Genomic DNA, 27,000 nt, shown 5'->3' on the forward strand with positions numbered 1-27,000 from the left:
TGTGGATCACTTTATTTTACAACTTTATTGCCTACAATTTTCGTTTCACTTTACTTACCATTTTAACCTTTTTCATTATTTGAGCCAACGTTGGAGCTGCGCGGGTTGAAAACACTGGATTCCGCCAATGTGAATAGGAATGTCATTTTTCTTAACAATAAGACAATATGAACCTGTCTTTCAATTTATTTAATATTGACTAGATTTTCTACTCCTATAAATATGAAAGGTTCTTTATTGACAATGCTGGTCTTTCTTTGGTCTTGTCAGGGAAATAGTGATGTAATAAAAATAAAAGGATCAGACACAGAGGTGAATCTGGCGGTAGAATTAGCAGAATCTTTCCATAAGCAAAATCCGTCAATTTTTGTTTCCATCTCCGGTGGTGGTTCTGGTTTGGGGATTGCGTCGTTGCTGAATGAGACTGCTGATATCGCCAATTCGTCAAGAAGTATCAATGCCGAAGAAATAGGTCTGTTTAAAAAGGAGGGTGAACGGATTGATTCATTCATATTTGCGCAGGATGCAATAGCATTTGTCGTGGCAGAAAATCTTTCGATCGACTCTATCAGTACCACACAACTTGCAGTTTTACTAAAAGGAGAACAGACAGACTGGTCTACTATTGCTAAACAAAAACTTCCGGTCAACATTTATGGAAGGCAAAGCAACTCAGGAACGCATGATTTTGTGCGCAAGAAACTAAAAATTGAGTTTAGTAACAGAGCAAAAGAAATGAACGGAAATGCCCAGATACTTGAAGCGATCAAGGCAGATAATTCCGGCATTGGTTATGTGGGTGCGGGGTATGTAACCCATGGTGGAAGCAAAGGAATAAAGGTTCTTAAAATTTATTCCGGAGATGGTCAAAGCGCGGTTTCACCCTTGGATGCAAAGATGATTGCGGCAGGAAAGTATTTCTTTCAACGTCCGCTTTTTCAATACTACCAGCGTGCATCTTACCATAAAATAAAACCATTTATTGATTTTGAAAAAAGCGCAGTTGGACAAAAGATAATAAAAACAGCGGGTTACTATCCGGTAATGAAACTATGAGTGTACGCAGACGAGAGAGGACCGATCGGATACTGAAAATTATTTTCAAAGCCACAGGCCTTGCTACAATCGCATTGCTGGGAGCAATATTTTTTATGCTGTTTTATAACAGCATTGCGTTCTTCACCCACATCAGCCCGATCGATTTTTTTACAGGCTCCCAGTGGAACCCCGAAAGTGTAAACGGGACGTACAGTATTTTTCCACTACTGGCAAGTACAGGCCTTGTAGCATTTGGGTCTATGTTTATTGCAGTGCCACTGGGCATTTTGACTGCTGCTTATATCTCCGAATTTGCGCCGCGGAAATTGCAAATCGTTTTAAAACCGGTCATAGAAATGCTTGCGGCAATTCCTTCTGTGGCGATCGGTTTTCTAGGTATTGTTTTGATCGGGCCGGCAATTGCAAAATTATTCGGGATTCAAAATGGCTTAAATGCGCTGAATGGATCTATTTTACTAGCGGTAATGGCTTTGCCAACGATTATCACCATTGCCGAGGACGCAATCAATGCTGTCCCGCAAACATATAAAGAAGCCTCTTTTGCATTAGGCGCAAACAAGTGGGCAACACTATTTAAAGTCACGATACCCGCAGCGCTGCCGGGCCTGATTGCCGCGGTCATGCTGGGGTTGGGCAGAGCTTTAGGAGAAACCATGACCGTGCTTATGGCAACTGGAAATGCTGCCGCCTTGCCAAAAGGCTTTCTGGATTCTATCCGTACCATAACTGCAACGATTGCGATTGAGATGGGAGAAGTGCCTTATCAGACTACGCATTATTTCGCTCTTTTTGCCATCGCGGCGGTTTTGTTTGTTATCACGCTTGTCATCAATTTACTCGGGGAATATTTCGCAAACCGGTTTAGAAAATTTCATGCATGAAAAAGAAACTTACACATTTTCTAAACTGGGTCCTTCTGGTTGGAAGCACATGCATCGTATGTTTGTTTCTGGGTATTATCTTGTTTGATATTTTCTCAAAAGGCTTCTCCTCTGTCTCCTGGAATTTCATTAGTCAGCCTCCGGAGCAAGGTATGACAAAAGGCGGGATCCTTCCGGCGCTTATTGGCACTTTGTGGCTGACACTGATCACGACGCTTTTTGCTGTTCCATTTGGCATTGGCTGCGCGGTTTATCTCAACGAATATGCAAAACCATCTCTTTTGACCAATATTATACGCGCATCGATACGAAATCTCGCAGGCATTCCTTCCATTATTTACGGACTTTTCGGTTTGGCCCTTTTTGTGCAAGGTCTGCGCATGGGCACATCGGTTCTCTCAGCAGGTCTAACATTAGGTTTGCTATCGCTTCCCTATATTATCACGACAACCGAGGAAGCATTAAAACGGATTCCGAATAGTATGCGGGAAGCAACGCTGGCACTTGGGGCAACCCAGTTCGAAACAATTAAAGATGTGGTGCTGCCCAAAGCTCTTCCGGGCATTCTAACAGGTATTATTCTGACTTTGTCAAGGGCAGCCGGCGAGACAGCACCCATCTTGTTTACCGGCGTAGCGTTTTATATCAATGGTTTGACCTCTTCTCTGAACCAGGAATTTATGGCATTGCCTTATCATTTATATATGCTTTCAACCCAGCACCAATCTATCCAACAGGTCAGGCCGCTCGCTTACGGCACAGCGGTAGTACTCATTGTACTGGTGTTCGGTTTGAATTTGATTGCGTTTTACATCCGGTTTAAACAAAGAACACAAGACTAAAATGGATCAGATAAAATTATCCGCTCATTCCTTAAATCTGTCGTTTGGAGAAAAGCAGATACTGAAAAATATTAATATCGACTTTATTAAAAATCAGGTTATTTCGCTGATTGGGCCATCGGGATGTGGTAAATCAACACTGCTGAGGTCTTTCAACCGCATGCATGATCTTTCACCAGACGCGCATGTAAAAGGAACGCTGAAACTTGATAATCTGGATTTATATGATAAAAATATATCGGTCACTGAAATAAGGAAACGGATCGGCATGGTGTTTCAAAAACCTAACCCTTTGCCAAAAAGCATCTATGAGAACCTCTCTTATGGACTTAATATCCATGAATTCCCAAAAAACGAAATCCCTGACCTGATAGAAAAAGCCTTAAAAGAAAGTTATCTGTGGGACGAGGTCAAAGATGAACTTAAAAAACCGGCAGTCAAATTATCAGGAGGACAGCAGCAGCGGTTATGCATTGCCCGCACGGTTGTGCTGCGGCCCGAGGTTATTCTCATGGATGAACCATGTTCGGCATTGGACCCGATCAGTACCGGCAAAATTGAAGAGCTGATTATGAGTCTTAAAAAAGACTACACGATCGTGATCGTGACACACAATATGCAGCAGGCACAGCGGATATCGGACAAAGTAGCTTTTATGTATTTAGGGGAAGTTATTGAATTTGATTCCACAGAAAATGTTTTCAAAAATCCTCAGCAGGAACTGACCAGGAATTATGTCGGTGGACATTTTGGATAAGTTTTTCAAAATTTGAATTAAACCAGAAGTATAAACCGCATTGTTACACTTCTGGTTCTCTTTATCCACTTGTAGGGCTTTTTATTGGTAATACAATTTCTTGCTTTTTAAATAATCAAGAAGCTCTTTTGGCCTATCTGTCTGGATGACATTTGCTCCTCTTTTGATAAGCCATCCCCAGTTTTCTTCTGGCTTTAAAATTGCTTTTTCATCTGTGTGTCCGGCGCACAGTTCTTCCCAAAGTGAATTCACCCATACAGAAATACCGGCTTTCTGGATCGCAGGCACAGCCTCCAAAAGTACCGGGGAGTCTTCTTTATTGAATATAACTTCAAATGCCACAGGTTTGTAATCATCTAAAAATCCCTTCACAAATATATCCGGATGCGCTGCGGTTTCACCATAAATATTATAATCCATCGGCCATACCATAGGCATGTAAATGATACTGTCCATCAGGCTGCCATGCTTTTTTCTCATTTCAACAAGTGTTTGTTTTCCTTTAAAAATGGCCTGCTGGACTGTTCCGGTTTGCTTTAAAACTTGATACGCTTCTGGCAAATAGTCCCAGCCTTTATCCAGGTTAACCAGTACGGGTTTTCCCTTTATAAAAAGCATTGCCTGCTCCAATGTTGGAAGCTCTCCCGGTGTGGCGCCTCCATGTCCCTGTCTGATTTTGAGCGTTTTCAATGAGTCCAGGGTCCAGTCTTGTAGTTTACCGTGTCCTGTTGTTGTTCTGTCGATCGTCAGGTCATGAAGCAGTACCAAATGACCATCTTTGGTTTTATGAATATCGATTTCAACAATATCAATTCCCATTTTAATACAACGGTCGATTGCATCAATTGAATTTTCGGGAGCGTTTCTCCAGTCACCTCTGTGGGCAGCTGTCAGCACATGATCAGGTGATGGGTTCTTTAACTGCTTTAAAATACTCTGATAAGTTTTTTGTGCATTTGCCTGGCGTGTGCCTAAGCTCAACAGCACGCTGATTACCAGGATTTGAAATAGTATCTTTTTCATAGATTAGTTATAACCAGGATTTTGTTTGATAGCAGGATCTGTATTGATTTGCCCAACCGGAATGGGTAATAGCATCTTTTGTTCACTGATCACTGTAAGTGCTCCGTTCTGCTTAAACCAGGAATTCATCACTTCAACCGCTCTTTTAGTCCTGATAAGATCAAACCACCGGTGGCCTTCTCCGACAAGCTCCAATTGTCTTTCCAACGCGATGGCAGTTCTTAATTCCTCTTTTGAGCCCGGAGCAGCTGCATTTAATCCAGCCCGTGTTCTGATTTGATTTAAATAATCAATGGACGCTGCCAGATTGCCCAATTCATTTTCCGCTTCCGAAAGCATTAACAGCACATCAGGATAGCGAAGAACTACAATGTTGCTCCCGCCATCGGTTATCACTGTTGTTGGTTTTTTTAGCTTGTTGTTGTAAGGGGAACCACTAGTAGCCAGGGCCACATATTCATTTTTTCTTTTGTCAGCCGAGGTGTAAAGATTGTAAAGGCTTTTTGTAGGTAAGTTATGCCCCTTTGCGCCACTGACTGTGGCTGACGGGCTGAACTGTTGGTACATGTAGCTACCCTCTGTATTTCCATTGATACCAGATGCAAATTGTACTGCAAAAATGATCTCTTTGTTGTTTTCATTGGCAAGCGAAAAGATATCCGCCAGGTTCGGAAGCAGTAAATGTTTACCCGATTTAATCACATTTTGAAGTTGTGTTCGGGCATTGGAATAATCATTGAGTGTCAGATAAACCTTTCCAAGCAATGCCTGGGCAGCAGTTTGGACCACTTTTCCCGGTTGACTGGATTCAGCAGGCAGCAGCTCAACGGCTGTATTAAGATCCTGAATAATTTGCTCATACACTTTTGCCGAAGCAGTGCGCCCCTGGCCAAAATAGGTATTAACGTCTGTGGTCTCGCCGGTAACCAAGGGCACATCACCATATAATCTTACCAGGTTGAAATACAGCAGTGCACGGATAAACTTCATCTCACCGGTCCTTGCTTTTTTTATAATATCACTTTTGAATGATACCGCTTCAATCCTATTTAAAACTACATTGGTTTTTTGTATGCCCTGATAGGAATGTTTCCAGTTTGCAGCAATGACGCCATTGGCAGGTATGATTGTGAACAGGTCAAGTTCTCCATAAACCCCTCCGTCATTCAAAGGCACTTCATCAAAGGTATTGTCTGATGCAATTTCACCCAACACAGGCATGTAAAGACCATAAAGGCCATCCAGTTGTAAATTTGCATAAACTGCATTTACGTATTCTTCAACTTCTGCTTCGGTTCGCAAAAATTGGCTTAACTCTTTGGATGTAATTGGGTTTTGGTCGAGCTCATCTGTGCATGACGTAAACAGAGCCATGCACACCATGGAGGCAACAATAAGATTTTTCATATTTGAATATTTGATAAGTCCAGGCAAGTTTTTAGAAAGTTACATTGACACCGATCTGGTAAGAGCGTGCGACCGGGTAATTGGAAACCGCCTGGCCGCTGGTTAAAACCGATCCTGTGGTCGCATCCGGGTTAAAACCTCTGTATTTAGTGATAGTCAACAAATTATTGGCAGATACATAAACTCTTGCAGCGCTGATTTTTAACATGGATAATACCGATGGCTTAATGGTGTAAGAAAGCTGTATGCTCCGAATCCTGATGTAATCGCCGTTTTGGTAATATAGATTTGAGGCACGCGCCGATTTTCTGGCGGTTGAAAAGTTACCCATGTTAGGCTGTCCAAAGAAACCGTCAGGATTATTTTCCGGATGATACCTGTGCTCGAAATAGTACTTGGTTGGAACCGAAAAGCCTTCCCCGGATTCATTTTGAGATGAGAGTTGCCGGTCAAATATTTTACGGCCTGATACACCGGTTAAAGAAAAGTTTAGTCCAAAACCCATATAGGAAAAATCGTTGGTAAGCCCGTAAGTCAACTTGGGAAAATAAGAGCCCTGCGCTGTCATATCAAGGGAATTCACGATTCCGTCGCCATTTGTATCAGTCACTACATAATCGCCCACTACCGTTCCTGCCAGGTGCGCTGAATTGTCGATAGCATCCTGGGTTTTATAAATTCCGGTCACGTTATATCCGTATAATTCAGCAACAGGACCGCCTACTTTGGTATAGAAATTACTTTCGTTACCGCTAATGATCTGTGTCTGGCCTGGTGCCAGGGCCAAAACTTTATTTTTATTGGCGGCCATATTTGCAGAGGCATTCCATTTCACTTTTCCCAGATTGATATTTCCGGAAAATTCTAATTCCAAACCGCTGTTTCGAACCTTACCAATATTTTGGATGGATGAGCTGAAACCGGATTGTTCGGGTACCGGTACATCTAATAACAGATCACTTGTTGTTGAATTATAATAGTCAACCGTCACGTTAAGCCGGTTAAAAAAGCTTAAATCCACCCCGAAATTTACAGATGTCTTGGTCTCCCAGCCGAGCCTTGTGTTGGGCGTTTTCGATGCAGCAAAACCCGAGCCCAAAGTATTACCGTAAACGTAATTATAAGCCGATCCGCCACTAACAAGGGCCTTGGAATCATAAGGGCCGATTTGGTTATTACCGGCTTTCCCCCAGGTAGCACGCAGTTTAGCAAATGTCAGCAGATCCGTTTTCGGCATAAATGCTTCTTTACTCAGTATCCAGCCAGCTGTAAAAGAAGGGAAAAACCCCCACTTGTTGTCTGCCCCGAAACGGGAAGATCCATCTCTTCGCATGGCAGCTGAGAACAGATAAGTACCTTTATATGCGTACTGAATACGGGAAAGATAGGAAACCTGAGCCCAGGCGTATTTATCGGTATTGACAGCAAAGGCACTCGCACCGCCGATATTGGTGATATTATCATCTGCGATGCCCGTACCGGTTACGGCGGTATTGGAATTGGTTTGTTTTTGAAAACTATACCCAGCCAAAACGTTTATGTCGTGCTCTCCAAATGCCTTACTGTAAGTCAGTGTATTCTCGATCAAATAATTAATTGCCGAACCGTTTGTTTCTGAGGCTTCTGCCGGTTTGGGGGCGGGGGTACGGTAAGCGCCCACGTCTGATGGGTTGAAATAAGAAAAGTAATTGGTCCGGTAATCGGCACCCCACAGAGTCTTAAACTTTAATCCGTCCAGAATTTTGAACTCAAAGTAGGTATTACCTAGCGTCCTGAAATTGTTTCTGACATTTTTGATTTTTTTTGCCAGTGCTACTGCATTTTCTGCCAGCGCGCCATCCTCAGGGGTATTCGCAATTATCTGCTGGCTGATGGCGAAAGAACCATCCGGATTGTATACGCTAAAAAAAGGATAAGATATCCCGGTAGCAGCAATCGGATCAAAACTGCTGTTATTATCATCGTTGTTAAAATAATTTTGAACCGAATAAGACGGATTCAAATTGAAGCTGAAACTAAGCCTGTCCGAAACTTCAGAATTAATTTTTATAGTCCCACTGTAACGTTTCAATCCGTTATTGATGACCAGGCCCTGCTGGTTAAAATAATTAGCTGAAAAATAGTAATTGGTTTTGGTCGTTCCTCCGGAAACAGAAACGTTGTAGCTGCTCATGGCCGCCTTCCGGAAAGTTTCGTCCAGCCAATTCGTATTGGTCAGTCCAGGTTTCTTGTCCAGGTATGGCTGCAGGTAATTAAGTCTGAGCTCACGAAGTGATGCGCCGTTGGCTTTCCTCGTAGCAACATCGTCAGTGATTCTTCTTTTTGACGGATTTTTAGAAACGTATCCGTAATCCCGGGCTTCCGTAAAATATTGGGCCGCATCGTAGGCATCAACATATTCTACCTTATCTGCGCGCTGCTGAACCCCGGCAAAAATATCCAGACTTACTTTCATACTCTCATTTTTTCCTTTTTTAGTTGTAATCAGGATCACTCCGTTGGCAGCTCTGGATCCATATATAGCGGCAGACGCCGGGTCTTTTAGAATGTCGATCGTTTCAATATCATTTGGGTTGATCGAATTAAACGAAGTGCCTTCTGTCATTGGAAAACCATCAACAACGATAAGAGGATCTCTTCCGGCAGTGAGTGTTCCGACGCCCCTGATAATGATCTGTGGGTCACTGCCGGGCTGGGCGGAATAATCATTGATGATAACGCCGGCTGCTTTGCCCGACAGCTGGCTCGCAAAACTGCTTCCTGAGTAGGTAGCAAGTTCTTTGGATGCAACGCGGGATATCGAACCGGTAACATTTCTTTTAGACTGTGTTCCATAACCAACTACCAATACCTGGTCCAGCGATGTGGCAGACTCGGTCAGCCTGATAATCATCGAGTTATTATCTTGTTGATTGATCTTAAAATCTTTCAAAAAATAAGTATCAAAGCCAACCGAGCTAAAAGAGAAATCATATATTTTCCCAATCGCAAGATTGCCAATCGTAAACAGTCCTTTCTCGTTGGTGGTTGTAAAATCTTTTGTGGCAACTCCGGTTTGCTGCATGGTAATGGTAACGCCAGGTAGTTCTTCACCTTTCATGCTCACAACCGCACCCTTTATTTGAGCGGTCATCGACTGTGCATTTGAAAAAAAAGGAATCACGACCAGCCACAGGAGCAGCAGCCATCTTTTTTGTACATTTTTCATCATTTATACTTTTTTGGAAATAGTTCTCCCGTGCGCACAAAACAAGGCACAGGATTAAATTAGGTTGAAATTGGTTGAAAACAGATTCTTACGCTATGTGAAGTAATCTCAATTATTGGCTTTTTTGATGGTTATTATGTTTTGTTTTCTTTCAAAAGATAAATCATTGCTACCGCAAATGATGGTAAGAATATTGCCCAGAGAGTCCGACGGAAAAAATGTACCGGTAAAGGAAATGGAATTTATTTCCACATCAGAACTTTCGATTTTTACATTAAATTGTTCTCCAATCTTCTCAAAAACAACGGATAACGGTTTTTGAACAAAAGCCAACGATCCGGCTTTATTTGGATTTAACGACGTTTTTTTTAATCCATTAGTCCCGCTCTTTTGATCTTCAATATCAAACGGGCTGATTTTGGCATATCCAGTTGCAATTTCGAATTTACACTGCTGACCCGGCATCAGGTAAACATCTTTCATCTCAGTTGAACGCAGAACCACTTTTCCTTCCATCAACCTGACTTTTACGAACTTATTCTGGCTTGCGGCATCAATTCTAAACCTGGTCCCCAAAGCCGTGGTTGATAACCTTCCGGTATATACGGCGAATGGCCTCGAAACGTCTTTCGCCACATCGAAATCTGCGGTTCCCACCAATGAAATATCTCGCCGGCCAGATACAAAGGGTTTGTAGTAGGTAATCGCACTCCTTGGGGAAAGCCGGATAAGGGAACTGTCACTTAAAGTCAGTACCATTACGGAATCAGAAGAATTTACAACATTCACCAAACCGGGTTTTTCTGTGATTGGCGTTTCTGCCATTTGCTTTTCCGGATTTTTAACAAATCTGAAAACTAAAAACATACTGGCAAGAACCAAAAGTACAGAGGCTGCTGCAATCCAGTAATGCCGGTTACTTCTGCTATCAAGAGGCCTCTCAATAACTTTCGTTTTTTTAGTTTCAAAATTTAACCTGCCGTGCAATGCTTCCAGCAATTCAGCGCCTGCGGACTCTCCCAATACATCCATATGCCCTGTTTCGATTGATTCAAACCCCAACAGAATACCATCCGAATCGTTATTCAAAATATGATTCAACCGGATGTTTTCCGGCTCTGTTGTTTGGCCAGCCCAAAATTTTTGTATCAGTAAGTCTAGTTCTTCCATGCTTTCAAGGGTAAATACGTCCCGGCCGTGTTGATGGTGGGTATTAGCAGTGTTACGAAATTGTTAACTTAAATTTATTGAAGAAATCCAAAAACGAAATACAGCAGCCAGGCCGCATTTTTTGGCATGTGATCTGCAACATACGACTTGATCGTTTTTGAAGCTGCCATCAGATGTTCCTTGACAGTGTAAATTGAGATACCTAAAATATCGGCGGCTTCCTGGTAAGATTTCCCTTCAAGCCTGCAAAGTGTAAAAACATTTTTTCTTTTTGGCGGGAGCTGTTCTATTGCAGCGTATAGGAGATTAAGTTTAACTTCGGTATCCCCTTCGTTTTCTTTAAAATCTTCAATTTCTAACGGAAGCTCAACATCCAGAACCAGCTTTTCTCTAACCTTTTTTCTCAGGCAGCTGAAATCTCTTTAACAGGTTGACTCAAAACAAATTACAAGCACTTCAGTGCGTCTTTTTGAAAAATAAAAAGACGCACTGAAAGACGCTTTTTGATTTTGAGCAGTTTTGTACATTTTGGTGATCTAAAACGCAAAAAAAATCCTGCTAAAATTGAATTTTAACAGGATTTCTTAATTTTTGAAAAAAAAATGTGCGGTCTGGACGGGACTCGAACCCGCGACCCCATGCGTGACAGGCATGTATTCTAACCAACTGAACTACCAAACCAATAGCTTCAATCTTTCAATAAACTTGGCGGTCTGGACGGGACTCGAACCCGCGACCCCATGCGTGACAGGCATGTATTCTAACCAACTGAACTACCAAACCAAGTTAACTTTCCCCCGTCGTTCCGGGTTATTGTGGTGCAAAACTAGTATTATTATTCTTGATTGCAATACGTTTGGCAAATAAATCTTGTTTAATTTGCAAATAAAATTTCAAAAAATCAAATTCGTTCTGGCTATCAAATAGTTGCAACTTAAAAAAAATGACACAAATTAAAGAGATTATTCATCAACTTGAAAAACTTGCTCCTCCTACCTATCAGGAAAGTTACGATAATGCCGGATTACTCGTTGGATCACCTCTCACATTGGTAACAGGCATACTTTTCTCACTGGATACTACAGAAGAAGTCGTTCAGGAAGCTATTGAAAAAAATTGTAACCTGATCGTTGCCCACCACCCAATTGTTTTTAAAGGGCTAAAAAGATTAAACGGCAGTAACTATGTAGAAAGGACTGTCATAAAAGCGATCAAAAATGATATAGCAATCTATGCGATTCATACCAACCTGGATCATGTTGTCAATGGCGTTAACTGGAAAATTGCAGAAAGACTTGGCCTGGGTAATGTAAAAGTGTTGTCTCCAAAAAAGCAATTGCTTACAAAACTTACATTTTTTGCTCCAATCGAAAACACCCAATCTATTTTAGATGCAATGTTTGCAGCCGGTGCCGGTGAAATTGGTCAATATAAAAATTGCAGTTTCCGTACTGAGGGCATTGGAACTTTTCAACCGGGTCAATCTTCAAATCCTACCGTTGGAACGAAAGGAAATGACGAAGAAGTGACAGAAAACAGAATTGAGGTGATGTTTCCTTCTTATTTGCAATCCTCCATTTTGAAAATCATGAAGGAAAATCATCCTTATGAGGAGGCAGCTTATTATCTTCAAAATCTCGAAAATGAGAATCAGGAAGTAGGTGCAGGGGCTGTTGGAGAATTATCTGAGGCGATGGACCCGGAAATATTTCTCCAATTTTTGAAGACCCAAATGCAAACGCCGCTTGTTAAACATACTGTCCCATTAAATAAAAAAATACAAAGAATTGCTGTCTGCGGAGGCGCGGGAAGTTTCCTGTTATCGGACGCGATTAGAGCCAAAGCAGACGTTTTTGTGACAGCAGATTATAAATATCATGAATTTTTTGATGCCGATAACCGCATTATGATCTGTGATATCGGACATTTTGAAAGCGAAGTATTCACGAAAGATTTATTATACAACTATTTATCGGGAATTTTTAGTAATTTCGCACTCTGTTTGTCAGACGTCAATACTAATCCGGTACGATATCTTGTTTAGAAATAAGTTTTTGAGCAAGTTAGTATTCAAATAGTACGAAGAAGAGATTCAGCTTAAAGTCCCACTCATATAATACGCATTGAAACAAGTCCATTAAAGACATACATGGAAAATACAATCGCACAAAAATTAGACGCTCTCCTGAAACTTCAGGAAATTGATTCAAGCCTGGACGAAATCAGAAAGACCCGTGGCGATCTTCCCGAAGAAGTTAGAGATCTGGAAGACGAAATCATCGGTTTTGAAACAAGAATAGGAAAATTCAAAAGCGAAATCGCTGCATTAAATGCAGAAATTGATAGCTTTAAAAATGCCCAGAAGGATGGCGAAAAGCTGATCAAAAAATACAAGGATCAGCAGATGAATGTTCGTAACAACCGCGAATATGACGCTATCACGAAGGAAATTGAATTGCAGGAACTTGATATGCAATTGGCCGACAAGAAAATTAACGAAGCCAAAGCACGTATCAGATTGATCGAAGATGATGCAAATCGTGCAGAATCTACGCTTAATGAAAGAAATGAAGATTTGAAAGCCAAAAAAGGTGAACTTTCTCTGATAACCAGCGAAAGCGAAGCAGAGGAAAAAGGACTTTTAGGTGAACGCGAAAAACATATTAAAAAAATCGAAGAGCGTTTGTTGAAATCGTATCAAAAAATACGTGACAATTCTATGAACGGTCTTGCAGTTGTACACGTATCACGTGGCGCCTGCGGAGGATGTTTCAGCATTGTTCCTCCTCAAAGACAAGCGGATATACGTGAACGCAAAAAACTTATTGTTTGCGAACATTGCGGAAGAATTCTTGCCGATGTGGAAAGTGTTGAGCCGGTTCACCAACGCCGCTAGGTTTTAGAGAAATTATAATATTAGAAGGTTGTCTTATTCAGGCAACCTTTTTTTGTGCTTTGATTTAACAGATTTCCGGTCAAATGATAGTGGATAACTTTCTCTTCTTAAATTTGCACGACCAGCACTAATTGTCTCCTAAATAATCCAGTGAAAGAATATAAAATCATTAACAAGCTTACATTGAAAGTTCAGGCAACTATTTTTTTATTTATTATACTGTTTTTGAGCAGCTTACAAATAAAAGCCACAACTAGTCATGATGTTCGTTTTACTCCGAAATTGCAGAAGGCTTATTTCGAAATTCAAAAATTGCGCATTGAACCTGCCCGCGCATTGATTGAAGAGGAACGAAAAGCTGATCCTGAAAACGCTTTTATTACTTATCTTGACAATTATGCAGATTTGCATTATCTCCTGATTTCAGAAGATAAAACAGCTTTTAAAGAATGGAGTAAAAAAGAGGATAGCCGCTTGCTTGATCTTACCAAACTTTCTAACTCTTCGCCGTACAAACGTTTCTTCCAGGCCGAAATCAGAATGCACTGGGCATTTATTAAAATGAAATTCGGAAATGAAGTAAGTGCTTCCTGGGATATCATCAAGGCCTATAACTTGTTACAGGACAATAGAAAAAAATTCCCGGCGTTCAATCCTTCATTAAAAACTCTGGGGCTTTTACATGTATTAATCGGCTCTGTTCCTGACAATTATACCTGGGTAACCAAAATTCTGGGCTTAAAGGGAAACATTAAGTTAGGCATTGAAGAAATACAGTTTGTAGAGCGTGAAGAGCCATTTTTCAAACAAGAAGCGCAACTAATCGATCTTCTTTTGCATGCTTATACTTTGCAGCTTAGTGATGCACAGAGAACTTTGATACAACAATTACCAAAAAGTCAGCCGGATAATTTGCTGCTTCACTTTTTTGCTACAACCATTTTGATGAAAGAAGGAAGAAGCGAAGATGCACTTTACTATCTTAACTATGCACCCAACGGCGATGATTACTTGCCATTTCCGTTTCTTGACTATCTGCGTGGGGAAATAGCTTTGCAAAAAGGAAAATATGATATCGCTTTCTTCTTTTATTCAAAATTTCAGCAGAAATATAAAGGTGTCAACTTCATCAAAGACAGTAATCTGAAACTTTTCATGAGCCGCTGGCTAGCCGATCGTGATGCTGATGCAATTCCTTACATCAAACTTGCCGGCAGCAAAGGAAGTACGATTGTGGAAGGTGATAAATTTGCGCAGCGTTTGTCGGAAGAATATGCTGATGGAAAATTATTACCGGATCAAAAAGTACTTTATAAAGCCCGCTACTCAACTGATGGAGGATATCTGACAGAAGCCTGGGATTTTATTGATAATTATACTGAAAAATCATTTTCGACGCCAGGCGATAAAGCGGAGCTGAATTATCGTAAAGGCCGGATTCTGCAAAAAATGAACCAAATTGATCGAGCGATACCCTATTATGACCGGGCGATATTTTTGACTCAGGGCACTTCATTCACCTTTGGTCCTTCTGCTGCCTTACAAATGGGTTATATTACCCGGGATAAAAAGAACAACACCCTGGCCATCAGCTATTTCAAAAAAGCCATGTCGTACAAAAAACATGAATATAAAAATAGCATCGATAATAAGGCAAAAGCTGCACTGACTGAATTAGGGGAATAAAAGTTAACAGGACGCAGGTTTTTACATGACCAAACAACTTTTTCTTCGTCATAGGGACTAAAATTTCCTTATGTCCGAAGATAATCCTTACAATCCGACCACCATTCGAAGTTGGGCAGAAGAAGACCGACCCCGCGAAAAATTACTTTTGAAAGGGAAAGCAGCCTTGTCCAATGCCGAATTAATTGCCATTCTGATAGGTTCAGGAACTGTTAAGTTATCTGCGGTTGATGTGGCCAAAGGAATCATGAATGCAGTAAACAATAACATCAGCGAACTTGCCAGACAAGGAATGAAGGACCTGATGAAGAATAAAGGAATCGGCGAAGCAAAAGCCATTACTATTCTCGCTGCACTGGAACTTGGACGTAGAAGAACGGATCATATTTCGGACAAACGCAGAATTATCAACTCATCCCAAGCTGTATATGATGAAATGAGGCAACATCTCCAGGACAAATCTCATGAAGAATTCTGGATTATTTTGCTTAATCGTGCCAACGAAGTTATGAAATCCGTCGCCGTCAGTGTAGGTGGAATTTCCGGAACCGTCTGCGATCCAAAAGTAGTGTTTAAACTAGCACTGGAACATATGGCAAGCTCTATTATCCTGGTACACAATCATCCTTCGGGTCAATTGACCGCCAGTTTACAAGACCTCAATCTTACCAAACAGTTAAAAGAATGTGGTATGTTACTTGACCTGCCGGTTTTGGATCATATCATTTTCACCGATAAAGGTTTTCTAAGTTTTGTGGACGAGAAAATTTTCTAGCCTAAAAAATCAATTCCTTTTTTACAATTCCTTCCAGTTCTTGATAAGGAATTGTAAACGTGATTGCTCCGCGCGCGTAAGCTGCAATTTCGTATGGATTGTAATAAAAGAAAATCCCTCCTCTCGTAAATGCGTAGTTTGCAGGTAGAAAAAATTTATGATTTGCTAAAAAATATCCTGCATTTTCAAGATTGGTAGTATCCGCCAGATTTTCAAGTTTCCTGAATGATCTTTCTACTTTTTTAAGCAAAGCAACGGAATCAGCAATGAATGACGATGATTCTAATTCCTTTCCGGTCTGTATATCGAAAACATAATAGGTCCGGAAACTGTTAGGATGTGCTCCGCCTGTAAAAGCATAATGATCCATTTGATACTGCATGATTTTTGAGGAAACCATAATCGTATCTCCTTTCAAATCCACTTCCCAGCAACCTGGCGCATCCGGAAATTGTGTTTTGAATTTTGTATAATTTGAAGCAAAAACATCATAAGCATTTTTGATACTATTATCTGAACCCGGATGAGCAGCGATACTCGCAGAATCTGCATAATCATTTATTCTGTCGATCAGTTTTTGATTTAAAAAAGCACGAATCGTGCCAGAAACGGTATCCTGAGAAGCTGGCTCCCAGATATTTATCATCAGACTTACCCCACCTATCAGTGTTGTATCACAATTCCCAAACTCCATTTTATTAAATTTCCCAGCTTTAATTCCCGTATTAACTTCTTCCTTTTTAGTGGAAGGCGTACACGCATAAAAGAAAATAAAGCTGCCTAATATTAACAGTTTTGAGAGAATACGCATATTGAGTTTGGGATTGATGAGTGCTTTTATTTTAATAGTCTTAAAGTGTAATAATTGTTCCCAAGTTTTTATTATCTGTCCGACGTTAAAAAAACCGTCGGACGGACGGCTCGAAAAACTTCTGAATCGGCAACCCGTCGGACGGCTTTTTCCGCCGTCCGACGGGTAAAAAAAACTCTATAAGCCTACAAACTCATTAACTCCTTAAACCGGATCGCCTGTCGACGGGAAATTTCAATTTTATCTCCACCTTGCAAAGTCACTAAAAGACCACCACTAAACCAGGGTTCAATTTTTTCAATCCAATGTAAATTGATAATATGTTTACGGTTAGCTCTGAAATAAGTCCCTGGATCAAGTCTTTCTTCCAGATTATTTAGCGATTTTAAAACCAAAGGTTTCTGGTCATCAAAATGCAGACGAACATAATTACCCATCGATTCGAATAATCTTACTTTTCCTAATTTTACAAACCAGCATTTTTCGCCGTCTTTAACAAAAACCTGATCGTTTTCACCAAGAATTTTTTCTACTCTTTCATGATTTGAAACAGGGATTTCAATATGCGCCTGGTTTTCTTCAATTCTGTGGATTGTCTCTCTTAAACGTTCCGAATCAATGGGTTTCAATAAATAATCAAGCGCATTAAATTCAAATGCCTTGATTGCATATTCATCATACGCCGTTGTAAAAATCACCTCCGGACTTTTTCCTTCTATTGAAGACAAAAGCTCGAAACCGTTTTTACCCGGCATTTGTATATCAAGGAATAAAAGTTCTGGCTGCAAATCGTCAATCATCACCAATGCTTCTTCCGCGTTGGCAGCTTCTCCTACAATTTCAATTTTAGTGTAAGGTTCAAGTAATCTTTTAAGTTCATTTCTGGCTAGGCGTTCATCGTCAACAATAAGAGTTCTCATGGCGGTTTTCGGGAATTGTTTATTAAATAAAATTCTTGAATTGTTACTTAAAATTTAAATTTGGCGACTTACAAAGTCGCCAGTTTAGTCAACCTGCAAGAGCTGCATCTGATCAGAAAGTGTGGGAATCCTTACTTCCGAGCAAACCACCCCCTCTTTTTCCTGAAAAATCCTGAATGATGCGTCTTTACCATACAATATAGAAAGTCGCTCCGCTGTATTTTTCAACCCTACCCCACCAGAATCCATATTCTCCAGATTACCCGGAATACTATTAAGTGTACCCGTATTCCTTATTTGAATAATAAGAATATCGTCCTCAATATCGGACTTTACTTCCAGAAATCCGCCACCCATAAGCTTTGATACGCCATGTTTTATACCATTTTCCACCAAAGTCTGTAACATCATCGGTGGAACCTGCCAGTAAACTGCCTGTGGATTGGATTCAATTGTATATTGCAAACGCTCTTCATATCGAACTTTTTCGAGTTCAAGATAATCTACAACCGTCTTCAACTCTTCTTGCAAATCCACCGTTTTCCTGCGATCCGCAAGAAGTGAATTTCGTAAAATGTTTGATAATTGAGTAATGCTAATTTGTGCCCGTGACGGATCTTCATAGACCAGTGCCCGGATACTATTAAGTGCATTGAAAGTAAAATGCGGGTTAAGTTGTGAACGTAACACTTTTGCTTCTGCTTCGCGCATGGAGGTTTTGAGCATTATCTTTTCAAAATCTGTTAAACGGTTTTGTTCAACATAATGATAAACGGTGTAGGAAAGTATCCACGCCAGAAGATTTTTGCACCAACCCGCATAATAATTCCAGAAGACAAAAGGCTGGTTCATCAGGTTTTCCTCTAAAATTTTTCGATCAAGAGGAAGGTTGACCACGGTCATGATCAGACCTAAAAATAAAACAGATACTACCACTCGCAAAGCAAGCCTTGGCAGCGGCAGCGTAGACCAGTTCCACCGACGGATCACAAGCCTGTAAATGTGTGTCAGGGTAATACCCAGAAGAATATTGGCAATACTGCTGTATAAATTGGTACGGTCAAATCCGTATTCAAGGGTGTATAATACAAACTCATACATAATGAGCACGGTCCAGCCCACAATTTGTAAAGTCCAGTAAATTTTCCTTTTGGACATGAATTAAAGGTTACAGCTGAATAACTAAGCCACAAAAGTATAGAAGCCCGGTCAGTTTTCCGCCATAAATACATCAAAGGAATTGCCCCTACACGAACGGTCTCCTACAAGGTTTGAGGAATTTCAAGTGAAAGCAGGTGTGTTGTATCGTTTTTTACTTCCATTTCAAAAAGACCGGTATCATAAGAATAATTGATGCGATACAAACACAAATTGCTGTGTTCATAATCATCCATATGAATCAGCGATTCTTTGAAAAGGATCGTTAACAGGACACGCATCGCACGGCCATGCATGGCGATAAGAATATTTCTTTCGTGCGGACGGGATAGAATTGTTTCTATTACCGGAATCTGCCGGTCACGGACCATGATCGGACTTTCTCCACCTTCCGCCGCTGCATCAAAATCCCCAGCTTTCCAGGCAAGTACAAGATCGCGGTAATAACTTGTATCTCCCGTGTTGGGCTCTTTGCCTTCACGAAGTCCCCATGAAATCTCGTTCAGACCCGAATAACTTTCGTGTGGAATGCCTTGTTTTATAAAACCGCGGACCGACTGGTGCGTTCGCTGTAAATCAGAAGTATATATTTTGTCAAAAGGCACATGCTGGTAAGCATTAAAAAAAGCAGCCGCCTGAGCCTCTCCCCATTCGTTCAAACTAGAATTTACACCACTTCCCTGGACTACTCCTCTACGATTAAGATCAGTTTCACCGTGGCGAATGAGATATATAGACTTTCTTTTCAAAATAATTGTATTATTTAAATATTATTTTTGCAAATACCTTGTTTTTGACTAATATAGCAGGTACAAATTTATACAATTTTTATATGTTCACAACATCCATTTCTCTTGATGCCATTCATTCTTTTAGCAAAAACACAATTGCCGATCATATTGGTATTGAATTTCTGGAAATAGGAACAGATTATATTGTGGCCCGGATGCCTGTCGACCACCGCACACACCAGCCTTTTGGAATTTTGCACGGTGGAGCGTCCGTTGTTCTGGCTGAAACATTGGGAAGTATAGCTTCATTTTTATGCCTGAAAGACCCGGATAATCAACATGCGGTTGGACTTGAAATAAATGCAAATCATCTTCGGCCTGCAAAGAACGGATTTGTTTATGGACGTGTTACACCTATACATGTTGGAAGGACGACACATATCTGGGATATAAAAATCACCAATGAGGAAGACAAATTGGTTTGTGTGAGTCGTTTGACAGTCGCCATTGTGAGTGCGAACCGTTAATTCCAACAAAAATAAGTTATGGATTTAGAGCAGGTTTAGGCCTGTTAAAGATTAAATAGATGATTTCGACACAAATTAGAACGGCTCAGTACATTTTAGAACGTTTTGAAGCAGAAGAACTTTGGAAAGCAGCAAAAGAACTGGGCTTTCCATGTGCCATGTGGAAACTTCCTTATACCAGTGAAATTAAATTATTAATATCGATCAGAGAAGGAATACGCAGCTGCCAGCCGGATATTGAAAAACTTTCATCAGGATTCATAATCAGTCCATTTCATTGGAATGAAAACGAAAATGTCCTTTTTATGGAAGGGGATATTATTGCCGTTTATTCAGAAAATGGTCATCTTCAACACCTGGATAACAAGCTTGGAGAAGAACATCCGGAAATCAAAAAACTAGTTGATTTAGCATCTCAAATAAAGGAAAACGACATAAGTGAAAATGTCAGTAACCAGCCTTTGTTAATTTCTACCCTACCCGATCAGGATACAAAAGCACGGTTTGAAAGAACGGTAGAACTTGCTGTATCGGCTATCAAGCAAAAACAGTTTCATAAGGTAGTTTTATCCCGCACAAAAGAACTTTCCTTTACCGAACATTTTCAACCAGCAAAAGCTTTTCAAAAATTGGCAAAAGCATATGCTCACGCTTTTGTTTCCCTTGTTAATTTACCCGATCAGAAAGAGCTATGGCTTGGGGCAAGTCCGGAAGCCTTGGTGCAGCAAACAGCCGAAGGAACTTTTAAAACCATGTCTCTTGCCGGCACACAAAAAGCCAAAGATGAGAACGGAGATCTGTTGGCGAAATATGACATTCGATGGGGCCAAAAGGAAATTGAAGAACAGGCTTTGGTAAGCCGTTATATTATTGAATGCTTTAAAAAAATTCGATTGAGGGAATATCTTGAAACCGGCCCGAAAACTGTTTTGGCAGGAAACCTTTATCACCTTCGAAGTGATTTTGAAGTAGATACCAATGCCCTCAATTTCCCGGAACTTCCATCGGTAATGCTGCGCCTGCTGCATCCCACTTCTGCGATATGCGGAGTTCCAAAAATCCCCAGTTTAAAATTTATTTCTGAAATCGAAGGATACGACCGTTCTTTTTATAGCGGATTTCTTGGACCGGTTCAGATTGAAGGAGATAGCAATTTATTTGTAAATCTCAGAACCGTTCGTCTTAAAGATGGCATTGCCACGTTTTATGCGGGTGCCGGAATAACAGAAGACTCAATTCCGGAACGTGAATGGGAAGAAACCGAACTCAAATGTGATACGCTTTTAAAAGTGATCGCAAAAGAATTTTAAAAAAATTACTTCCAGGCATTAAACTTTTATAGTAGAAAACTATCCAAGCGGTATTACATTTACGTAACATTGACGAAACTTCCACGGTTTCTGACTGTTAACTATTCCTAACAATTTAATAATTTAAAATTTCCTTGAAATAGTACTACCTCTATGAATTGCATTCTTCCAGGGCCTGATTTTCTATGTCGATCTAGTTTAAAAAAATCTTTTCTTTCTTCACTTTTCTTAGCCGCTTTCAGCACCGTTTTTTTTTCGTGCGGAGAAAAAAAGGATACTTTCAAAAAAAATGATGGCAAATCTGCCCCTACTACCGTTGATGTAATCATCGCGGCAAGAGAAAATGTAAGTGATAAAGTTGAAGTAAATGGTACAGTAGTTGCCAATGAATTTGCAGAACTACATCCGGAAGTAAGCGGATTGCTGACTTTCCTGGACGTTCCGGAAGGAAAAACCATTCAGAAAGGAACGGTTATTGGCCGAATCAATAGTGCAGACCTGACAGCACAGATGAACAAATCTAAAATTCTTTTAGATAACGCCTTGCTTACGGAAGATCGGTTGAAGAAACTGATCGCTATCAACGGTGTTAACCAGGCCGATTATGATCTTGCGATTAACAACTCCAATTCCCTGAAAGCCGATATGGCTTATACTCAGGCTTTAATTGACAAAACAATTATTCGTGCACCATTTACAGGTGTGGTTGGTTTGCGAAAAGTAAGTGCAGGATCCTACGTATCTCCAATGACAATTATTGCTACCATGCAGCAATTGAGCAATTTACGGATTGATTTTACAGTACCTGAAGTATATCAGCAATTTGTTCAAAAAGGAAGCACAGTAGACGTTGTTATTGATCAAAAAGGTACAATCCAAAAAGCAAGAATTATAGCGACTGAACCAAAAATTGACCAGTCGACAAGAAATATTACGGTGAGGTCGGTGTTGGATTCAGGAAATCCAAGCCCAGGTTCCTTTGCAAAAGTCCTTTTGAATGCAGGAGCTCAAAAAAGCAGTATTCTGATTCCTACCAACTGTATTATTCCTGAATCACGGGATAAAAAAGTAGTAACAGTAAAAGGAGGAAAGGCCGTTTTCGTTAGTATTCAAACCGGAGTTCGCAAGGCTGATTTTGTGGAAGTTACAAGTGGTATCAACGTTGGAGATTCCATTGTTGTTTCCGGGGTATTGTTCGCCCGTCCTGATGCGCCTGTGAAAGTGAGAGCAGTAAAAACCCTGAATTCAACAAAAGCCGAATAACGGCATTGAATTGCCCATTTCCTAGACAACCATCCTATGAATATTTCGGAATTATCGCTGAACCGGCCAGTACTTGCCGTGGTTATGAACCTGCTTATTATCCTTTTCGGAGTAGTAGGTTATAACTTTCTATCTCTGAGGGATTACCCCGCCATTGACCCTCCAATTGTGAACGTCCGCACCAGCTACACAGGTGCCAACGCCGATATCATTGAAAGCCAGATTACCGAACCACTTGAAAAAAGTATCAATGGTATTCCTGGTATTAAAAGTATAAGTTCGTCGAGCCAGATTGGCGCAAGTAATATCACGGTCGAATTCAACCTTGAAATTGATCTTGAAGCTGCCGCAAATGACGTGCGTGACAAAGTAAGTCAGGCACAGCGAAATTTGCCCCAGGATATTGATGCTCCTCCGGTTGTAGCGAAAGCAGATGCTAACAGTGATTTTATTCTTCTTTTGGCAGTACAAAGTCCTTCAAAAGGTTTGCTGGAATTGAGTGAATATGCTGAAAACGTTTTACAGCAAAGTCTTCAAACGATTGATGGAGTAAGTGCGATCAACATTTTTGGTCAAAAAAGATATGCGATGCGTATCTGGCTGAATCCTGATCAGATGAGCGCCTACAATGTTTCCTTCAATGATATCAATACAACACTGAATGCGGAAAACGTAGAACTTCCGGCTGGAAAAATTTACGGTAACGAAACCGAACTTACCATTCGTACCATGGGAAGGCTGACTTCCGAGAAAGAATTCAGTGATCTTATCATAAGAAATGACAGTACCGGAATTGTTCGCCTGAGTAACGTTGCAAAAGTTGAACTTGGACCTGAAACCGAAGAACAGAGCTGGAAATATAATGGCGTTTACGCAGTAGGACTAGCAGTAATCCCTCAACCTGGTGCCAACTATGTTAAGATTTCTGAAGAATTCAATAAACGCCTTGCAGAGATTGCTAAATCGAATAAGTCAGATATTACTTTCAATGTATTGATTGATAATACCCGCCTTGTACGTCAGTCTGTGGAGGAAGTGGAAGAGACACTTATTATCTCCTTCGGGCTCGTAGTAATCGTAATTTTATTCTTCTTCCGAAACTTCCTCGTTGCCGTCCGTCCGTTGATCGATATTCCGATTTCGTTAGTCGCGACATTTTTTGTCATGTATCTTTTCGGTTTTTCTATCAATATCCTAACACTTTTAGGTATCGTACTGGCAACAGGACTTGTAGTGGATGATGGTATTGTGGTCACGGAAAATATTTTCCGAAAGCTCGAAGAAGGTCTCCCCATTCGAGAGGCGGCGTTGGAAGGTAGTAAGGAAATTTTCTTCGCCGTAATTTCTACATCCCTTACACTTGCCGTTGTATTCTTACCTGTTATTTTCCTTGAAGGTTTTGTAGGAAGTTTATTCCGGGAGTTTGGAATTGTAGTAGCTTCGGCCGTATTGATTTCAGCTTTCGTATCACTAACCATTACACCGGTCCTTAACGTATTCCTTAATCGCAAAGATGCTGGTCACGGATGGTTTTATAATAAAACAGAACCATTTTTTACAGGAATGGAAGATGGTTACAACCGAATGCTTACCGGTTTTATCAAAGTACGCTGGATGGCCTGGATTCTGGTTCTTGCATGTGTAGGAATAATATATTTCACATACAAACATCTGCCAAGTGAACTTGCTCCGATGGAAGATCGCAATAGTGTTCGTCTGAGTATGTCGGCACCTGAAGGTACCAGTTTTGATCAGATGCAGGGAATTTCTGATGAGGTCATTAATTATTTGAATGACTCCATTCCCGAACGCTCTTTTGTATTTTCATCTACACCCGGTTTTGGAGGCGGTGGTATGAATGCATCTTCCGGACGTATAGGATTGGTACCATCTGGTGAGAGAAAAAGAAGCCAGAATGATATTGCGATGGAACTCAATAAAAAACTGCCTCAATTTAACAATGCCAGAATATTCGCAGTTCAGGAACAGACTATTGCGGTTGGTATCGGTTCACGTGGAGCGCTTCCTGTACAATTTATTCTTCAAAATCTGGATTTTGCCAAACTGACCGATGTATTACCAAAATTTCTGGAAGAAGCTCGGAAAGATCCTGTCTTCCAAAATGTCGATGCTAACTTAAAGTTTAACAAACCGGAAGTTCAGTTAACGATCGACCGTTTGAAAGCGCGTGATCTTGGTCTTTCCACTACCGATGTGGCTGCAACAATTCAGGGCGCATTCAGTGGAAGGCGTTTGGCTTATTTCATTCGTAACGGACAGCAGTATCAGGTAATCGGGCAGGTTGAACGTGCAGATCGCGACAAGCCAGCGGATATTGAAAAACTATATGTAAGAAATAATCGGGGACAAAATATTCCATTAACGGCCGTTGTCAAAATGGTTGAGCAAAGTGGTCCTCCTACGCTTTATCACTACAACCGATACAAAAGCGCCACAATTTCGGCTTCCCTAGTGGAAGGAAAAACCGTTGGTGACGGTGTGTTAGCGATGCGTACGATCGCAAATAAATTACTTGACGAAACTTTCCAGACTTCATTAAGCGGACCTTCGCGGGATTACGAGGAAAGTTCTTCCAATACCAGTTTCGCATTTGGTCTGGCTTTATTACTGGTTTACCTGGTACTTGCCGGACAATTTGAAAGTTTTACAGATCCGTTTATTATCATGATTACCGTACCATTGGCTTTGGCTGGTGCTCTTTTGAGTTTGTTTATTTTTAAGTTAACAATCAATATTTTCTCGCAAATCGGTATGATCATGCTGATCGGGCTAGTTACGAAAAATGGTATTTTGATTGTAGAATTTGCAAATCAGAAACGGGAACATGGTATGAAACGATTGCCTGCCGTTATTGAATCAGCAACACAGCGTCTGCGCCCAATTTTAATGACCAGCCTTGCAACAGCATTTGGAGCTTTGCCAATTGCCCTAAGCCTTGGTGCAGCGGCTACCAGCCGAGTACCTCTGGGTGTTGTAATTGTAGGCGGCTTGACATTTTCCCTGATTTTGACATTGTTTGTAATTCCGGCGATATATACATTTATATCTCCAAAACATAACAAACACAGAGAAGAACTGGCGGCTGTTGAAGAAGCTCCGGCTGCTGTCTAAAAAACAAATTGTTTAATCATCATAAGTCAATATAGGTTTTCATGAACCCGCTCAAAAATTTGAACAACAGTTTTAAAATTGCAATTTTTCTACTACTGACTGGAAGCTCTGCTATGAGCCATCAGGTTCCGGCGGATTCTTTGATCACGCTAGACGATGCGATTGCTATCGCTTTGAAAAACAGTCTGGAAATACAGATTGCCAAAAATGGTGTAGAAGCAAATACATTACTCAATAATTATGGAGTGGCTGGCGGATTACCTACCGTAACGGCTACGGCTTCCAATGTTGAACAAATTCAAAATATCACGCAGGAACTTCAAACTGGCCCAGGTACAAAAAGACGGGGTGCAGACGGGAATAATACAAATGCAGCTATCACTGCAAGTCTTCTTTTATACAACGGAAAAAGAGTTGTGGCGACAAAAAAACGTTTGGCAGAATTACAAAGTCAAAGCAGCGAATATTTAAATTCCCAGATCCAAAATACAATTGCTGCCGTGATGACAAGTTATTATGACGTTGTCCGCCAGCTGAGCTACATGAATACAGTACGATTTTCTATCATTGCTTCGCAAAAACGTCTTGAAATTATTGAAGTAAGAAAAATGGCCGGAATGGCCAACAATGCTGATTTATTTCAGGCACAAATTGATTTAAATACACTTACCCAGACTCTGACAAATCAGCAGCTGGCCGTTGATGTTTCCAAATCCGAATTATTAAGATTGCTGGCACTGGATCCACAATCTCCGGTTGCTATCCGTGACACGATCTTAGTTGATCAAACAATCAATATTACTAACGTTCTTGAAAAACTTTCTGTTAATGCTGATATAAAAGCGGCAGACAACCAGATCAGGATTTCTGAATTGATCGTTCGTGAAACAGCTGCGTTGCGATATCCAACCGTTCGGCTTAACCTTGGATACAATTATATCCGTGCGCAAAGTTCTGCTGGTTTTACTCTTTTAAACAAGGTGACGGCCCCAAGTGCCGGTCTTACGCTTAGTGTACCTATTTATAACGGCAGTGCTTTTAAACGCCAGCAGCAGGTTGCAGAAATTAATTCTAACTCTGCCAAATCTCAAAGACAGGTTTTGGTACGTGATTATTCCTCGCAGGCGATGAAAATGTTCCAGACATATAGAAGTTCTTTGGAGCAATTGGAGTCCCAAAAAGCAAATTACAAATTAAGCCAGCAGCTTCTTGATCTGACATTACAGCGTTTCCAGCTAATTCAGGCGACGATTATCGATGTAAGAGAAGCACAGCGCAGTTTCGAAGAAGCGGGTTACCGTTTGATAAATTTGAATTACGCAGCAAAATCTTCGGAAATTGAATTAAAAAGATTGACCAATACACTGATGTAATTGGCATTTCATCTTCCTTCAACATACTATTTTCAAACCACCCAAGCTATTTTCGGGTGGTTTGATGCTTT

22 protein-coding genes and 2 tRNA genes are annotated in these 27,000 nt (G+C 40.7%); 13 read left to right on the forward strand and 11 right to left on the reverse strand.

Annotation, left to right across the window (positions count from 1 at the left end):
* The first annotated feature begins 222 nt into the window (after nt 1-222).
* The 4 genes from FZF08_RS01100 to pstB are packed head-to-tail and all read left to right on the forward strand — an operon-like array spanning nt 223 to nt 3,539.
* Complete coding sequence (locus FZF08_RS01100) at nt 223-1,056, forward strand: substrate-binding domain-containing protein (protein ID WP_159466777.1); 834 nt, start codon at nt 223-225, stop codon at nt 1,054-1,056.
* Nucleotides 1,053-1,940, forward strand: a complete 888-nt coding sequence (gene pstC, locus FZF08_RS01105) for a phosphate ABC transporter permease subunit PstC (RefSeq protein WP_159466778.1) — start codon at nt 1,053-1,055, stop codon at nt 1,938-1,940. The genes FZF08_RS01100 and pstC overlap by 4 nt, the downstream gene beginning before the upstream one ends.
* Nucleotides 1,937-2,782 carry a phosphate ABC transporter permease PstA gene (pstA, locus tag FZF08_RS01110; RefSeq protein ID WP_200837004.1) on the forward strand — a complete coding sequence of 282 codons (846 nt, stop codon included), beginning with the start codon at nt 1,937-1,939 and terminating at the stop codon, nt 2,780-2,782. Before pstC ends, pstA begins: the two co-directional genes overlap by 4 nt.
* Before the next feature lie 10 nt (nt 2,783-2,792).
* A complete protein-coding gene (gene pstB / locus FZF08_RS01115) occupies nt 2,793-3,539 on the forward strand; it encodes a phosphate ABC transporter ATP-binding protein PstB (protein ID WP_229216404.1) in 747 nt (248 codons plus the stop codon).
* A gap of 81 nt (nt 3,540-3,620) precedes the next feature.
* On the opposite strand, the gene FZF08_RS01120 is transcribed toward pstB, so the two are convergent.
* The 7 genes from FZF08_RS01120 to FZF08_RS01150 form a co-directional block, all read right to left on the reverse strand.
* Nucleotides 3,621-4,562: a glycerophosphodiester phosphodiesterase family protein gene (locus FZF08_RS01120; RefSeq protein ID WP_159466780.1), complete on the reverse strand. Its 942-nt coding sequence runs from the start codon at nt 4,560-4,562 to the stop codon at nt 3,621-3,623.
* A gap of 3 nt (nt 4,563-4,565) precedes the next feature.
* On the reverse strand, nt 4,566-5,969 hold the full coding sequence (locus tag FZF08_RS01125; protein ID WP_159466781.1) for a RagB/SusD family nutrient uptake outer membrane protein: 1,404 nt from the start codon (nt 5,967-5,969) through the stop codon (nt 4,566-4,568).
* Nucleotides 5,970-6,000: 31 nt separating this feature from the next.
* Complete coding sequence (locus tag FZF08_RS01130) at nt 6,001-9,180, reverse strand: TonB-dependent receptor (protein WP_159466782.1); 3,180 nt, start codon at nt 9,178-9,180, stop codon at nt 6,001-6,003.
* Nucleotides 9,181-9,285: 105 nt separating this feature from the next.
* Nucleotides 9,286-10,347, reverse strand: a complete 1,062-nt coding sequence (locus tag FZF08_RS01135) for a FecR family protein (protein ID WP_159466783.1) — start codon at nt 10,345-10,347, stop codon at nt 9,286-9,288.
* Nucleotides 10,348-10,421: 74 nt separating this feature from the next.
* Nucleotides 10,422-10,754 carry a sigma-70 family RNA polymerase sigma factor gene (locus tag FZF08_RS32235; RefSeq protein WP_159467295.1) on the reverse strand — a complete coding sequence of 111 codons (333 nt, stop codon included), beginning with the start codon at nt 10,752-10,754 and terminating at the stop codon, nt 10,422-10,424.
* Nucleotides 10,755-10,954: 200 nt separating this feature from the next.
* Nucleotides 10,955-11,028 (reverse strand) — tRNA-Asp (locus FZF08_RS01145).
* 25 nt (nt 11,029-11,053) lie between these two features.
* Nucleotides 11,054-11,130: transfer RNA gene (locus FZF08_RS01150), tRNA-Asp, on the reverse strand.
* A gap of 160 nt (nt 11,131-11,290) precedes the next feature.
* Between FZF08_RS01150 and FZF08_RS01155 the strand changes: the two genes are divergently transcribed.
* The 4 genes from FZF08_RS01155 to radC all read left to right on the forward strand — a co-directional run bounded on the left by FZF08_RS01155 (nt 11,291) and on the right by radC (nt 15,704).
* Nucleotides 11,291-12,391, forward strand: a complete 1,101-nt coding sequence (locus tag FZF08_RS01155; protein WP_159466784.1) for a Nif3-like dinuclear metal center hexameric protein — start codon at nt 11,291-11,293, stop codon at nt 12,389-12,391.
* A gap of 105 nt (nt 12,392-12,496) precedes the next feature.
* Nucleotides 12,497-13,243 carry a zinc ribbon domain-containing protein gene (locus FZF08_RS01160; RefSeq protein ID WP_159466785.1) on the forward strand — a complete coding sequence of 249 codons (747 nt, stop codon included), beginning with the start codon at nt 12,497-12,499 and terminating at the stop codon, nt 13,241-13,243.
* 150 nt (nt 13,244-13,393) lie between these two features.
* Nucleotides 13,394-14,929 carry a hypothetical protein gene (locus FZF08_RS01165; RefSeq protein WP_159466786.1) on the forward strand — a complete coding sequence of 512 codons (1,536 nt, stop codon included), beginning with the start codon at nt 13,394-13,396 and terminating at the stop codon, nt 14,927-14,929.
* 70 nt (nt 14,930-14,999) lie between these two features.
* Nucleotides 15,000-15,704 carry a RadC family protein gene (gene radC, locus FZF08_RS01170; protein ID WP_159466787.1) on the forward strand — a complete coding sequence of 235 codons (705 nt, stop codon included), beginning with the start codon at nt 15,000-15,002 and terminating at the stop codon, nt 15,702-15,704.
* Between the two features lies 1 nt (nt 15,705).
* On the opposite strand, the gene FZF08_RS01175 is transcribed toward radC, so the two are convergent.
* The 4 genes from FZF08_RS01175 to FZF08_RS01190 form a co-directional block, all read right to left on the reverse strand.
* Nucleotides 15,706-16,515, reverse strand: a complete 810-nt coding sequence (locus FZF08_RS01175; RefSeq protein ID WP_159466788.1) for a DUF3298 and DUF4163 domain-containing protein — start codon at nt 16,513-16,515, stop codon at nt 15,706-15,708.
* Nucleotides 16,516-16,700: 185 nt separating this feature from the next.
* Complete coding sequence (locus FZF08_RS01180; RefSeq protein WP_159466789.1) at nt 16,701-17,435, reverse strand: LytTR family DNA-binding domain-containing protein; 735 nt, start codon at nt 17,433-17,435, stop codon at nt 16,701-16,703.
* 84 nt (nt 17,436-17,519) lie between these two features.
* Nucleotides 17,520-18,593 carry a sensor histidine kinase gene (locus tag FZF08_RS01185; protein WP_159466790.1) on the reverse strand — a complete coding sequence of 358 codons (1,074 nt, stop codon included), beginning with the start codon at nt 18,591-18,593 and terminating at the stop codon, nt 17,520-17,522.
* A gap of 104 nt (nt 18,594-18,697) precedes the next feature.
* The gene (locus FZF08_RS01190) at nt 18,698-19,342 is read right to left on the reverse strand and encodes a histidine phosphatase family protein (RefSeq protein WP_159466791.1); all 645 of its coding nucleotides are present in this window, start codon (nt 19,340-19,342) and stop codon (nt 18,698-18,700) included.
* A gap of 83 nt (nt 19,343-19,425) precedes the next feature.
* Here FZF08_RS01190 and FZF08_RS01195 point away from each other — a divergent pair, with 83 nt between their 5' ends.
* The 5 genes from FZF08_RS01195 (at nt 19,426) to FZF08_RS01215 (ending at nt 26,929) form a co-directional block, all read left to right on the forward strand.
* Nucleotides 19,426-19,851 (forward strand): hotdog fold thioesterase, encoded by a 426-nt coding sequence (locus FZF08_RS01195; protein ID WP_159466792.1) that lies wholly within the window; start codon nt 19,426-19,428, stop codon nt 19,849-19,851.
* Nucleotides 19,852-19,910: 59 nt separating this feature from the next.
* Complete coding sequence (locus FZF08_RS01200) at nt 19,911-21,161, forward strand: chorismate-binding protein (RefSeq protein ID WP_159466793.1); 1,251 nt, start codon at nt 19,911-19,913, stop codon at nt 21,159-21,161.
* Between the two features lie 153 nt (nt 21,162-21,314).
* Nucleotides 21,315-22,424: an efflux RND transporter periplasmic adaptor subunit gene (locus FZF08_RS01205; RefSeq protein ID WP_159466794.1), complete on the forward strand. Its 1,110-nt coding sequence runs from the start codon at nt 21,315-21,317 to the stop codon at nt 22,422-22,424.
* A 36-nt stretch (nt 22,425-22,460) separates the two neighbouring features.
* Nucleotides 22,461-25,556 carry an efflux RND transporter permease subunit gene (locus tag FZF08_RS01210; RefSeq protein ID WP_159466795.1) on the forward strand — a complete coding sequence of 1,032 codons (3,096 nt, stop codon included), beginning with the start codon at nt 22,461-22,463 and terminating at the stop codon, nt 25,554-25,556.
* Between the two features lie 41 nt (nt 25,557-25,597).
* Nucleotides 25,598-26,929 (forward strand): TolC family protein, encoded by a 1,332-nt coding sequence (locus FZF08_RS01215; RefSeq protein ID WP_159466796.1) that lies wholly within the window; start codon nt 25,598-25,600, stop codon nt 26,927-26,929.
* The last annotated feature ends 71 nt before the right edge of the window (nt 26,930-27,000 follow it).

The organism is Dyadobacter sp. 3J3 (assembly GCF_009801115.1).
Classification (GTDB): Bacteria; Bacteroidota; Bacteroidia; order Cytophagales; family Spirosomataceae; genus Dyadobacter.

What these genes read in the sequence shown, in the direction of transcription:
- radC (WP_159466787.1), top strand. Translation starts at nt 15,000, where the DNA reads ATGTCCGAAGATAATCCTTACAATCCGACCACCATTCGAAGTTGGGCA.
- FZF08_RS01130 (WP_159466782.1), bottom strand. Translation starts at nt 9,180, where the DNA reads ATGATGAAAAATGTACAAAAAAGATGGCTGCTGCTCCTGTGGCTGGTC.
- FZF08_RS01175 (WP_159466788.1), bottom strand. Translation starts at nt 16,515, where the DNA reads ATGCGTATTCTCTCAAAACTGTTAATATTAGGCAGCTTTATTTTCTTT.
- FZF08_RS01195 (WP_159466792.1), top strand. Translation starts at nt 19,426, where the DNA reads ATGTTCACAACATCCATTTCTCTTGATGCCATTCATTCTTTTAGCAAA.
- FZF08_RS01185 (WP_159466790.1), bottom strand. Translation starts at nt 18,593, where the DNA reads ATGTCCAAAAGGAAAATTTACTGGACTTTACAAATTGTGGGCTGGACC.
- pstC (WP_159466778.1), top strand. Translation starts at nt 1,053, where the DNA reads ATGAGTGTACGCAGACGAGAGAGGACCGATCGGATACTGAAAATTATT.
- FZF08_RS01120 (WP_159466780.1), bottom strand. Translation starts at nt 4,562, where the DNA reads ATGAAAAAGATACTATTTCAAATCCTGGTAATCAGCGTGCTGTTGAGC.
- FZF08_RS01100 (WP_159466777.1), top strand. Translation starts at nt 223, where the DNA reads ATGAAAGGTTCTTTATTGACAATGCTGGTCTTTCTTTGGTCTTGTCAG.
- FZF08_RS01125 (WP_159466781.1), bottom strand. Translation starts at nt 5,969, where the DNA reads ATGAAAAATCTTATTGTTGCCTCCATGGTGTGCATGGCTCTGTTTACG.
- FZF08_RS01155 (WP_159466784.1), top strand. Translation starts at nt 11,291, where the DNA reads ATGACACAAATTAAAGAGATTATTCATCAACTTGAAAAACTTGCTCCT.
- FZF08_RS01205 (WP_159466794.1), top strand. Translation starts at nt 21,315, where the DNA reads ATGAATTGCATTCTTCCAGGGCCTGATTTTCTATGTCGATCTAGTTTA.
- FZF08_RS01160 (WP_159466785.1), top strand. Translation starts at nt 12,497, where the DNA reads ATGGAAAATACAATCGCACAAAAATTAGACGCTCTCCTGAAACTTCAG.
- FZF08_RS01215 (WP_159466796.1), top strand. Translation starts at nt 25,598, where the DNA reads ATGAACCCGCTCAAAAATTTGAACAACAGTTTTAAAATTGCAATTTTT.
- FZF08_RS01180 (WP_159466789.1), bottom strand. Translation starts at nt 17,435, where the DNA reads ATGAGAACTCTTATTGTTGACGATGAACGCCTAGCCAGAAATGAACTT.
- FZF08_RS01200 (WP_159466793.1), top strand. Translation starts at nt 19,911, where the DNA reads ATGATTTCGACACAAATTAGAACGGCTCAGTACATTTTAGAACGTTTT.
- pstA (WP_200837004.1), top strand. Translation starts at nt 1,937, where the DNA reads ATGAAAAAGAAACTTACACATTTTCTAAACTGGGTCCTTCTGGTTGGA.
- FZF08_RS01210 (WP_159466795.1), top strand. Translation starts at nt 22,461, where the DNA reads ATGAATATTTCGGAATTATCGCTGAACCGGCCAGTACTTGCCGTGGTT.
- FZF08_RS01135 (WP_159466783.1), bottom strand. Translation starts at nt 10,347, where the DNA reads ATGGAAGAACTAGACTTACTGATACAAAAATTTTGGGCTGGCCAAACA.